Source organism: Methanolobus sp. WCC1 (assembly GCF_045690315.1).
Classification (GTDB): Archaea; Halobacteriota; Methanosarcinia; order Methanosarcinales; family Methanosarcinaceae; genus Methanolobus; species Methanolobus tindarius.
Map to the genome: position 1 here is coordinate 2,285,351 of NZ_CP146979.1, position 12,110 is coordinate 2,297,460.

Annotated in this window: 12 protein-coding genes; 10 read left to right on the forward strand and 2 right to left on the reverse strand. The window is 40.9% G+C overall.

The window, feature by feature from the left end:
* Positions 1-84: 84 nt before the first annotated feature.
* The 5 genes from V7O61_RS10765 (at position 85) to V7O61_RS10785 (ending at position 4,046) form a co-directional block, all read left to right on the forward strand.
* Positions 85-837 (forward strand): carboxymuconolactone decarboxylase family protein, encoded by a 753-nt coding sequence (locus V7O61_RS10765; protein WP_407281820.1) that lies wholly within the window; start codon positions 85-87, stop codon positions 835-837.
* A 29-nt stretch (positions 838-866) separates the two neighbouring features.
* Positions 867-1,442, forward strand: coding sequence for a sugar O-acetyltransferase (locus V7O61_RS10770; protein WP_023845967.1), 576 nt, complete (start codon positions 867-869; stop codon positions 1,440-1,442).
* Positions 1,443-1,577: 135 nt separating this feature from the next.
* Positions 1,578-3,101 carry a cupin domain-containing protein gene (locus V7O61_RS10775; RefSeq protein ID WP_407281819.1) on the forward strand — a complete coding sequence of 508 codons (1,524 nt, stop codon included), beginning with the start codon at positions 1,578-1,580 and terminating at the stop codon, positions 3,099-3,101.
* An 82-nt stretch (positions 3,102-3,183) separates the two neighbouring features.
* On the forward strand, positions 3,184-3,561 hold the full coding sequence (locus tag V7O61_RS10780; protein WP_407281817.1) for a cyclophilin-like fold protein: 378 nt from the start codon (positions 3,184-3,186) through the stop codon (positions 3,559-3,561).
* Between the two features lie 50 nt (positions 3,562-3,611).
* Positions 3,612-4,046: a cupin domain-containing protein gene (locus tag V7O61_RS10785; RefSeq protein WP_407281815.1), complete on the forward strand. Its 435-nt coding sequence runs from the start codon at positions 3,612-3,614 to the stop codon at positions 4,044-4,046.
* A 367-nt stretch (positions 4,047-4,413) separates the two neighbouring features.
* On the opposite strand, the gene V7O61_RS10790 is transcribed toward V7O61_RS10785, so the two are convergent.
* Positions 4,414-6,231 (reverse strand): MFS transporter, encoded by a 1,818-nt coding sequence (locus tag V7O61_RS10790; protein WP_023845963.1) that lies wholly within the window; start codon positions 6,229-6,231, stop codon positions 4,414-4,416.
* Positions 6,232-6,327: 96 nt separating this feature from the next.
* Positions 6,328-6,666, reverse strand: coding sequence for a PadR family transcriptional regulator (locus V7O61_RS10795; protein ID WP_048135412.1), 339 nt, complete (start codon positions 6,664-6,666; stop codon positions 6,328-6,330).
* A 219-nt stretch (positions 6,667-6,885) separates the two neighbouring features.
* Here V7O61_RS10795 and V7O61_RS10800 point away from each other — a divergent pair, with 219 nt between their 5' ends.
* From V7O61_RS10800 to larC, 5 genes are all read left to right on the forward strand, one after another.
* Positions 6,886-7,836 carry a DUF3737 family protein gene (locus V7O61_RS10800; RefSeq protein WP_407281813.1) on the forward strand — a complete coding sequence of 317 codons (951 nt, stop codon included), beginning with the start codon at positions 6,886-6,888 and terminating at the stop codon, positions 7,834-7,836.
* Between the two features lie 79 nt (positions 7,837-7,915).
* Positions 7,916-8,368 (forward strand): cyclophilin-like fold protein, encoded by a 453-nt coding sequence (locus V7O61_RS10805; protein ID WP_407283402.1) that lies wholly within the window; start codon positions 7,916-7,918, stop codon positions 8,366-8,368.
* Between the two features lie 325 nt (positions 8,369-8,693).
* Positions 8,694-9,893 (forward strand): aldo/keto reductase, encoded by a 1,200-nt coding sequence (locus tag V7O61_RS10810; protein ID WP_407281811.1) that lies wholly within the window; start codon positions 8,694-8,696, stop codon positions 9,891-9,893.
* 146 nt (positions 9,894-10,039) lie between these two features.
* A complete protein-coding gene (larB, locus tag V7O61_RS10815; RefSeq protein ID WP_407281809.1) occupies positions 10,040-10,825 on the forward strand; it encodes a nickel pincer cofactor biosynthesis protein LarB in 786 nt (261 codons plus the stop codon).
* 65 nt (positions 10,826-10,890) lie between these two features.
* Positions 10,891-12,078 (forward strand): nickel pincer cofactor biosynthesis protein LarC, encoded by a 1,188-nt coding sequence (gene larC, locus V7O61_RS10820; RefSeq protein ID WP_407281807.1) that lies wholly within the window; start codon positions 10,891-10,893, stop codon positions 12,076-12,078.
* Positions 12,079-12,110 lie beyond the last annotated feature (32 nt).

The window sequence follows — 12,110 nt, forward strand, 5'->3', positions numbered from 1 at the left end:
CTTGCTTTTTTTACCATGAAAGGATGATAATTTCAGTGTAAAGATTTTTCCTGAATTATCCAACAATAAAAGTGAGGTTTAATAATGAGTTTAAGTGAAACAGCAAAAAAGAATCTGGAAGAATTATTCCCTGAAAATAAGTCGGATTTGAATGCAACCGATCCGGAACTTATGGAAGTTTTCAATAATTTTACATTTGACGAAGTTATCAGCTATGGGAATTTGGATACAAAGACCAGGATGATGGTAATTCTGAGCTCCATGATAGCAAGCCAGACCTTGAGTGAATATAAAGTAATGCTCGAAGGTGCGCTTAACATTGGTGTAACTCCAATAGAGGTTAAGGAGATTGTATATCAATCCATACCATATGTGGGATTTGCAAAAGCAGTTGACTTTGTCCATGCCAGCAATGAAATACTGAAAAACAGAGGGATTGAACTGCCATTAGAAGGTCAGTCCACGACTTCACCTGAAACACGGTTTGAAAAGGGACTGGAAGTACAGAAGCAGATATTTGGCCCTATTATCGATCAAATGTATGAAGCAGCACCGAAAAATCAGATCCACATTCAAAAATATCTGTCTGCGAATTGTTTTGGTGATTACTACACCAGAAAGGGTCTGGATGTAAAAATGAGAGAACTCCTTACCTTTTCCATGCTCCTGTCGCTGGGAGGATGTGAGCCTCAATTAAAAGGACATATTATGGGTAATCTGAATGTAGGAAATGATAAGGAAACACTCCTCAGCACAGTCACACAGCTTTTGCCATATATCGGATACCCACGAACATTGAATGCTATTGCAGCTTTGAACGAGCTGATACCGGAATAAATTTCATGACAAATTATGGAGAAAGTTTAATGGATGAAAAAAAGTTGAATAAAGACATTTTTGAACGTGACAGGTCAGGAGAAACAGTTTCTATAGATGACCCTGAATTTCCAAAGTTAAAGGAAGTTATGCTTCGAACTGCAGAACTAACGACCAGACTTAACACTTCATATCATGATGAGGATGGAGCTAGAAGTCTGATAAGTGAAATAATAGGTTCAAAGGTTGACGAATCAACCAGAGTAACTCCTCCATTCTATACCGATTTCGGACGGAATATCAAGCTCGGTAAAAATGTGTTTGTCAACCATGCATGTACCTTTATGGATAGGGGAGGGATAACTATCGAGGACGACACCAAAATAGGACCAAAAGCCAATCTTCTTACATCCAATCATCCATTGGATCCGGCACATAGAAAAGAATTGGTATCCACTCCCATATGGATCAAAAAGAATGTATGGATCGGTGCTGCTGCAACTATCTTACCAGGTGTGACAATCGGAGAGAACTCCGTAGTAGCCGCTGCAGCTGTAGTTACACAGGATGTGCCTCCTAACACTGTTGTAGCTGGTGTACCGGCAAAAGTAATCAGAACATTGTAATGCTTAGTATTATATACTAGTATTGAATATATGATTTTGACTGATTAGTCACTCCACGATATACATATTAGTTTATCTTATACTAAAAACGATGACTGATTACTCAATCACACACAAAAATAGAGAGATAACAAAATGACAAAAAATACAAAAACCAGATTACTTATGCTGAGTTTTTCTTTGATGTTCATTTTTGCTACAGGATGCATAAGTGATTCTGATAGTGAACTTGAAGATGACACAATATTCCCAAGAGGAAATAATGTTGCCGGAAGTCCACTTGAAGACAGTTTTACAGGAGACGTATGGGTGGAAATGCTTGTGACTGACGATACTTACAACTCTCCTTCATATAACGTGATATTTTCAAAAGGGGCAAGGACCGACTGGCATTCCCATCCAGGAGGACAGCTTCTGTTTGTTACCAGCGGAGAAGGTTATTACCAGGAAGAAGGTGAACCGGCAAGATTACTGAAATCTGGTGATGTTGTGGAAATTCCACCAGATATCGTACACTGGCACGGTGCAACAGCAGATAGTACATTTGAACATGTCGGAGTAACCACCAATCCAGGTGCAGGTGCTGCAGAATGGTTTGGAGACGTTACAGATGAACAATACAATAATTTAGTAATTACTACAGAACAAAATTCAGAGGAAGATAACATGGTAGAAAATAACGAACAGGGAAGATATGATCCTGGAGATCTTACATTCGAACTAAGTGAAAACGTAATTTTAGAAGAAGTCAGATTCAAAAACAAATTTGGAGCTGAGGTTTCGGGACACTTATACGTGCCGGTAGACATAAACAGGTCAGAAAAATATCCTGCAATTATTGTCGGAACACCTTACGGTGGAGTAAAGGAACAGGGAGCAGGACTCTATGCCCAGGAACTGGCACAGAGAGGCTTTGTTGCCATGGCCTTCGATGAATCCTATAATGGTGACAGTGGTGGAGAACCAAGACATATCTCATCCCCGGACCTATTTGTTGAGGATTTCAGTGCAGCGGTTGACTTCATCGGTACAAGAGACTTTGTAGACAGAGAAAAGATCGGAGTTATTGGAATTTGTGGCAGTGGAGGATTTGCACTTACTGCAGCTCAGGTTGACCCACGTATAAAAGCAGTTGCTACTGCAAGCATGTACGATATTAGCAGCATGTTCAGAGATGGATTTGCATATTCATTGACCGATGATCAGCGTGCTGCATCTTTAGCCCAGATGGCTGAGCAGAGATGGGTAGACTTTGAGAACGGAAGCCCATTGGTTCCTGTTGGATTCCCTCGTGAACCAGCAACAGAAATCCCAGAAGGAATGGATCCTGTTACAAGTGAATTCTTTGAATACTATGCTATGGAAAGAGGATTCCATCCAAATGCAGGAGCATCATTTACTGCAACAAGCGGTATGTCCTTCATGAACTTCCCTCTGATGAACTACATTGAGACAATTTCCCCAAGACCAATTCTTTTCATCATGGGAGAGAATGCTCATTCCAGATACTATACTGAAGAAGCATATGAAAAAGCAGCCGAACCAAAAGAGCTTGTAATCGTACCAGGTGCAAGACACATCGATCTGTACGATGGCGGAGACAATGACTATATTCCATTTGACAAGCTGGAATCATTCTTCAAAGAAAACCTGAACTAAAAGCATATGGAAAAATAGAAAATCATTTTCCTATTTTTCCAAATTTTATTTTTCTATTATACTAACAAGTGAGGATCTGGATATGACAAATCGCGAAATAAAAAACGGAACTAAAATCAACATGCATTTTGGTAGCACAATCATTCCTGGAATACTAAATGATAGTGAACCTTCCAGGGAACTCATCAGCAGACTACCATATACAATCCATGCCAGCAGATATGAATTTGATGTTTGTGGTGTAATGGATGAACCATTGTCATTCAATGATGAAGACCTGATCCCCGGATGGAAAAATGGTGATATTGACTTTACTACCCAGGGAGATTATTTTACAATTTTGTTTGATAATGAAGAAAATTGCTATGGTGAATTTGTAAATCTTGGTGTTATTGACTGTGAACCTTCTACCATGGATTCATTAAATGGCAGCTTTGATATTTTAATAGAACTGGCCTGATAAATTACTTAGACATAATAGCTACAATTAGAACTAGTGAGGAATAAACAATGAAATACATGAATAAAGAAGAATTTGAAAAGGCAAATATGTTTGGAACAGGCGTGCCTAATGAGATGTTTGCACAATATTTTATAGGAGATTCCTTCCTGAATCCGTTGACAAAACCCGGAGAAACTCCAGTGTTTTTAGCAAATGTAACCTTTGAACCTGGATGTCGCAATAACTGGCACATACACCATGCTGAAAGTGGTGGTGGACAGATGCTTATTTGCACTGCCGGAGAAGGCTGGTACCAGGAAGAAGGAAAAGAAGCAGTTAGTCTGCATGAAGGTTCTGTAGTTTATATTCCGGCAGGAGTGAAGCATTGGCATGGTGCAAAGGCCGACAGTTGGTTCTCCCATATTGCTTTTGAACTACCGGGAGAAAACACCCGGAACGAATGGTTAGAGACTGTTAGTGATGAAGAGTTTAGTAAACTATAGTACTCTTTATTATCTCATCCTTTCAGTAGTCTTTAGAATATAGTGGAAGTCGTGAATACTTTAACCAGCCCGGGGAGTACGGCGAAGCCGGCACTTCCAAAAAAATGCTATGAATAGATGCATAAAAAATGTATTCACTTCACCTCTTTTTCTGCATACCGACAATTTGGCATAGAAGTTCAAAGTAGTATCCCAACATAGCTCGTTTTCACTAATTTTCAATAACTGTATTATTTTAGTTATCTTTAGAAATGTGGAGTCGAAAAGTTCCGCCTGCGGTGGGTGGTTGTATTGTTTTGTTTTCTACAACACCTAAAATGTAAAAAAGGGACATGCCTTTGCAGACATGTCACTAAACACTAACACATTACTTATCTATATCATCAGGGACAGCATGCACAAAAGGCTGGCCTTTCATTGCAGATTCTATTTCACTCTGGAGCTCATGCACGTAGTGCTGGCCTCTCATTGCAGACAACAGAGCTGCTATTGCTGAAAGGAATGCACCTATGATGAAGGATACTCTGAGTGCTGGCATGAAAGCCTGTTGCAGAGTCTCCGGGAACCAGTAGTTGCTGGTCAATGTATCGACCACTGATTGTGGTATGGATGCTACTACACTGCTGTCCATTACGTTCAGAATGGTACCCATTGGATTGTATCCAAGGAAAGCTGAGAATAATGCATTGGTTGGGGATATCTCTGATATCTGCTCTGCAAGATTCTGCATAACCGGTGCAGTCTGTGTTGATGCAAAACTTGTGAATGACTCATGTATTGCATTAGGGAACGTTCCCTGGAGACCTACAATTACGATAGTGAAGAAGAGTCCCATGCTCAGTACCATAGCTGAGTTCATCAGGGTCGACATCATACCTGAAGCAACTCCCCTGTCCTCGGCGGGTACCGAGTTCATAATGGATGAACTGTTTGGTGAACTGAACATGCCGTTACCTATTCCCATAAGGAAAATGAGGATTCCAAGCTCCCAGTAGTCGAAATTGTAAGGCAGCATTGCAAGACCCAGAAATACAACTGCAACAAGTGCCATTCCGCCAGTAGCTATCCATCGGGGTCCGTATTTGTCCGAAAGCATTCCTGATATCGGACCCATTATGATAAAACCGATGGTCAGCGGAAGCATGTAGATGCCAGCCCAGAGAGGAGTGTCCTCAAAACTATAACCCTGAAGTGGCAGCCATATTCCCTGAAGCAACAGTATCAGCATGAACATTATGCCACCTCGTGCAATGGCAGCCATGAAATTTGCAAGGTTTGAAAAAGCAAAAGCCCTTATCTTGAAGAATTCGAAGCGGAACATTGGGTTCTCTGCTCTGCGCTCTACGAATGGGAACGCAAGAAGCAATATAATTCCTATTGCAGAAGTAATGTGCACAAGCGGACTGTTCCATCCCATTGCATCCATAATTCCATCATGTTCGTAAGGCATCAGACCATAGGTGATACCCACAAGAAGTGATGTCAACCCACCGATGAAGAATACGTTTCCAAGTATGTCTACGCTGGTCTTCTTTGCCTTGAAGGAAAGCTCTTCCATTTTCCAGTATGCCCAAATAGTTCCGATCAGGGCAAATGGGATATTCACAAGGAAAACATAGCGCCAGTTATAGGTTACAAGTATGCCTCCAAGCAGGAGTCCGATAAACTGGCCTGACATGAGAGCTACTGTATTGATACCAAGTGCTTTTCCCCTTTCACTGCTGGGAAATACATCGGTGATTATGGCAGGACCGTTAGCCATGGTCAGTGCGCCTCCTACCGCCTGCACAAACCTGAAGAGTATAAGTTCTATCGCTCCGGTACTACCGGTTCCGGGTGTTAGATAGAGCATAACCGAACCGATCATGAATATGAAAAATCCAAGTCTGAAGAGTCTTACTCTCCCATAAATATCAGCTAGTCTTCCGATACTGAGAAGGATCGTAGCCGTTACAAGTCCATATCCCATCAGTATCCATAACAAGTATTGGAATGCATCCGGTTGCATAGGATCGAGATGGATTCCATTAAATATCGCAGGAAGCGAGATGAGTATAATACTACTGTTGATAGTAGCCATAAATGATGCAAGTAACACGGTAAGTAATGCCGTCCACTTGTATGAGATACCATGTCCCTTTTTATGAAAGATAGTCTCTGTTTTTGCATTGTTTTTGTTTTCCAAACTATTACCTTCTGTAAATCAAAATATTATTCAGAAAATCGTTATCGAATCATCTATAACTGTAGTTGCTTTTTTAAGAACATACCACTATCCGGATTATTCGCAGTCTCCTTCTGTGATGTTATCGATAAGCATGGATATTTCATTGAGAAGATCAGCTTTTTTCCGGGCCATTTCTTCCAATGCCACTGACCCTTCAGGTGTGATCGTATAGACTTTCTTACGATCAATTTCCTCACTCATGACAAATCCTTCTGATACCAGATAATCCAATATCGGATAGATCGAGCCCGTGCTTGGCTTCCATCTTCCTTTAGAACAAGTTTCTATGGTTTTGATTATCTCATAACCATGGGTGCTTTCCTTACTTATCACAGTCAAGACAATGTATTTCAGAAATGCCCTTCTGATGTCGTTATCCATATTATCATCCATATAGTCTATAGTAGTCGTCTGCCGCTATATCGGTACACGATATATCGTCATATGATATCCAACTGTACAATATAGAATATAAATATTGCGGACATGAGTGAGCAGTCAATCATAACCTATATATATGCAAAGTCCCAATGTAAGACTGACTGTTCAGTCAGTCATGGACTGTGATTTTCAAAATAACTCTAATCAATAGCAGGGAAAAAAGGTAAAAACATGAGTCAAAAAACTAGTGAATTTAAGGACTTGATACTGGATGAAGAGCGTGCTCTGTATGCCATACAGAACGCTACGATCTCTCACTGTACCTTTGATGGTCCTGCAGATGGCGAGTCTGCTTTGAAGGAAAGCGCAAACATATGCGTTTCGGATTGTGACTTCAGACTCCGTTATCCATTCTGGCATGTGAAAAATGCTCAGGTAGAAAATATACGGATGACAGATACATGCCGTGCTGCACTATGGTACAGCGAACAGGTGACAATAAAAGATAGTCATATGGGAGGCATCAAAGCTGTACGGGAATGTAAGGATATAACTATTGAAAACTCAACTATTGTTTCACCGGAGTTTGGATGGTTATCACACGGACTCGTAATAAAGGATTCAGAGCTTGAGTCTGAATATCCATTCTTCTACAGCACAGATATCCTTCTTGATAACTTTGCATTAAGTGGTAAATACTCATTTCAGTATGTGGAAAATGTTGAAATCAGAAATTCCCGTCTGGATACAAAAGATGCTTTCTGGCATAGCAAAAATGTCACTGTTTCAGACAGTATTGTAAAAGGAGAATATCTTGGCTGGTACTCTGAAAATCTCAAACTTGTCCGATGCAAAATTATCGGAACCCAACCTCTTTGTTATGCAAAAGGTTTGGTTCTTGAAGATTGCGAGATGATAGATTGTGATCTTTCGTTTGAATACAGCGATGTTCATGCTACAATCACAGGTTCGATTACAAGTGTAAAAAATCCACATAGCGGGCATATCATTGCAAATTCTATTGGCAAAGTGATACTGGATGATAATCAACTGACAGACGATTCATGTGCTATCGAGGTCCGGGAAAAACTGAATAATGAAGAAACTCAAAATTCAGATAACTGTGATGAAATATATATTAAACAATGCAAATGCGCCTGTTCAGGAAATGTAACAAATTGAGGATTTATCTATGAAAATTACTCCGGAACAAAATGAAAGAAAAAAAAAGATCTTGATTTATTCAGGAGTATTTTTGCTGATGATTTTAGCAATTGGATGTGTTGAACAAAATAACATGGATCAAAGCACCATTGATAATCAATCAGAAGAGGAGCAGGATGAAATTATCCATGAAGAGGAGGAAACAAAAATGCAGATAAGTGTCCAGGCAAATGGAGAAACAACGATCTTTGAGCTTAATGATGGAAAAGCTGCAAAAGATCTCTATGAACAATTACCCTTAACCATCGATGTTGAAGATTTCAGCAATAATGAAAAGATATTCTATCCACCCAAAAAACTCGAAACAACTGACACACCCATGGCAAATGCAAAAGCAGGAACTCTTGCATATTATGCTCCATGGGGAAATGTTGTAATGTTCTATGAGAAATTCGGCTCTGCTGGTGGTTTGTACGAGTTAGGCAAAGCCGTATCAGGTGGCGAACATATCAAGAATATGTCAGGAACGATTGTCATAGAGAAAGCGTAAACGAATAAAGGATTTCTTAAAATAATACAGTAAATAGAGAGGACAATTTTAGTGACTACAAAAGAGTGTACATGTTTTGATAAAAACACAAAGAAAATTCGCATAGGTACTTTTTCGCATTCAAGCGATATACGTAAGATTGCAAGTCTGATCAATGAAAAGGTGTTCAGGAAATCTGAATAAAATTTATTTTTCACAATAAAATGAGTGATTGAACAATCAAAGCAAATATATACTAATAAAGCCAAACATGACTGACTATTCAGTCAACAGACATTCATGTCGCAAAATATAACTGAAAGTCAAAGATTCGGGAGAACTAAAGATGTTATACAGGAAAATGCCAAAGAACGGAGATGAGCTTTCGATACTGGGATTCGGATGCATGCGTCTTGCTTCAAAAGAAGATGGCAGTATAGATGAAGACAGAGCCACCAAACAGGTACGCGATGCAATCGACCAGGGAGTGAACTATGTTGATACAGCCTGGCCATATCACATGGGAGCAAGCGAACCTTTCCTGGGTCGTGCTCTTGCTGATGGATACCGTGAAAAAGTGAAGATCGCAACAAAACTTCCATCATGGCTTATAGAGAAACGTGAGGATATGGATTACTATCTGAACGCCCAGCTTGAGAAGTTAAACACCGACCATATAGACTATTACCTCATACACGCCCTTGTTGGTGACCTGTGGGACGATATTGAAAAATTAGGTATCGTTGATTTTCTTGACAAGGCCAAAGCTGATGGTCGTATCATTAATGCAGGTTTTTCGTTCCACGGAGCATCAGAGGATTTCAACCGCATAGTTGATGCTTATGATTGGGACTTCTGCCAGATCCAGTACAATTATCTGGATGAAAAGAACCAGGCAGGTAAAGCCGGATTGGAATACGCAGCTTCTAAAGACCTTGGAGTTGTCATAATGGAGCCTCTTCGTGGAGGAAGCCTTACAAAAACTGTACCGCAGGCTGTGGATGAGATATGGAACGAGGCATCAATAAAGAGGACACCTGCAGAATGGGCTCTGCGCTGGGTATGGAACCATCCTGAAGTTACAGTGGTTCTTTCAGGTATGAGCGAGGAAGCTCATGTTGAAGAGAATCTCAGGGTTGCAGGGGAAGCACATGCAAACTCACTTACAGAAGAAGAAATGCAACTTGTGAAGAAAGTGGAAAACAAATACCGTGAGCTGATGAAGGTAGAGTGTACCGGTTGCCAGTACTGCATGCCCTGTCCGGCAGGTGTGAATATTCCACTTTGTTTTGAGATGTATAACAATCTTTACCTGGAGGAGGATACTGACACAGTAAAATTCATGTATGCTGCACGTACAGGCGGTGCTGTTGGTACAGGTGGAGGCGAGTTTGCATCTCTATGTATCCAGTGCGGACAGTGTCTTGAGAAATGTCCACAGCACATTGACATACCAGATGTTCTTGATTCTGTGGTAAACGAACTTGAAGGAAACGACCTTGAGCAGAGAGTTTCAATGGCAAAGGAGATGTTCAAGCAGGTATGAAAGCGGAGATAGTTCGAAATATCAAAAACCAAAATGAGATATTGTTCAAACCTACTTTAATAAGCTGATAGGACAATATCTCTATTTTCTTTGCTGATTCTCAAATTCAGTTATATATTAATAATCCAAAATAGGAGTGAATATAAATGGATCTCAAAAGCATATTGAACAAGCTGAAAAATAACGAGATGGATCTCGAAACTGCAGAATCCGATATCCGCTCCATGGGCTATGTCCCGGTCACAGACATTGCCAAAATAGATATTTTCCGCAAGCATCGCACAGGCATAATGGAAGCAATCCTTGCAGAAGGCAAAGACCCTGCAGATGTTGTGCAAATTGCAAAAGCACAGGTGGATGCAAGTGGAAGAGTTCTCATTACAAGACTCAGTGGAAGCCACAGGGAAATGATTGAGGCAACGTTTGATTCCGAAAACCTTGAATGGGATCTCCATTCAAAAGGTGTAGTGGTCCACAATGGCACACCTGCACCTAGAACAGGAGGAGTTGTTGCAATAATAACAGCAGGAACTGCTGATATTGATGCAGCTGAAGAGGCAAGAATGGTAGCTCATGAGATGGGCTGTGAGACAGTAGCAATCTATGACGTAGGAGTTGCAGGATTTCACAGGTTAGTATCTGAAATGCAGATTCTCAAGGAGAAAAAACCGGATTCCATAGTAGTTGCAGCAGGAAGGGAAGGTACTCTGCCAACTGTAGTTTCAGGTCTTATGGATGTGCCGGTTATAGGTCTTCCGGTATCCACAGGTTACGGAGCCGGTGCAAAGGGAGAGGCTGCACTGCTTTCCATGTTGCAGTCATGTTCCGTACTTTCAGTTGTTAACATAGATGCAGGATTTGTGGCAGGTTCCTTTGCAGCAAGAATCGCCAACAGGGTTGCTGAAGCAAGACAAAGTAACGATAAAAAGTGACATTCCTGTTTAACGTTTATAATTTAAAACATACAACTTCAAACATATAATCCGGGAAAGATAATATGAAGTCCCTTATATTTGATCCGTTCTCAGGTGCAGCCGGTGACATGATACTTGGAAGTCTCATTGATCTTGGAGCAGATGCTGCAAAGATATGCGAGATAATTGAATCAGCAGTTGATGTAACCGTATCTGTTAACAGGGCTAATAAGCAAGGTATATCTGCCACCGACGTTAAGATCCATGTACCCCATGAGGAACATTCCAGACACTATCATGAACTTGTGGATATAATCAAGTCAGCAGGACTTCATCCTCAGGTTGAAAAAAGTGCACTTGATGTGTTTACTATTATGGCTGAAGCCGAATCAAAGGTACATGGTGAACCACTTGAAACAATTCATTTCCATGAAGTCGGGCAGAATGATGCCCTGGCAGATGTTATCGGCTCCTGTGCAGCAATCCATGAGATTGGCGCTGAAGCGATATTCTGCACACCTGTCAACGTTGGCGGCGGAAAGGTAAAGGCTGCACACGGACTTATGGCTGTTCCTGCACCTGCAACACTTGAAATCCTGTGTTCAGGAAATCTCTTATCTTATGGTTCCGGTAAAAGAGAACTTCTCACACCAACCGGTGCCGCTTTACTATCTTATTTTGCAAAACCCATTGAGAACTTACCAAAAGGAAAGGTTCTTTCAATTGGTTACGGTGCAGGTGATGCTGATACTGAAGACCCGAACGTCCTTAGAAGTATGCTTGTTGAAATGGATGACATTCTCACCAAAGACCAGATTGAAGTTCTGGAAACTAATGTTGACGATGTTACCGGAGAAGTTCTTGGAAACCTGTTCGACAAACTTCTCGCAGCAGGTGCAAGAGACGTTGCAATCACACCAACCATCATGAAGAAAGGCAGATCAGGCCATATTATAAAAGTTATCACAAAATCCCAGAACAGCGAACGTGTCGCCAGGGAAATCATGAAAGAGACCGGCACACTTGGAATTCGTGTAATCCCAACAGTACATCGTTTTGTAGCTGACCGCAGGATGGACGAAGTAAACATCCATCTCAAAGGTGAGGTATTTACCAGTGCGGTAAAAATCGCACAGGATAAAACCGGAGAAGTCCTGCATATTTCTGCGGAGTATGAGGACTGTCGGGAGATTGCTGATAAGGTAGGACTGCCGCTGAAAGAAGTTATTCGCAGGGTTGAAGAAGAGGCTTGGGGAAAGTTTGGATTATAACTTCACCCTTTCTTCAAAACGATATTTTGCGC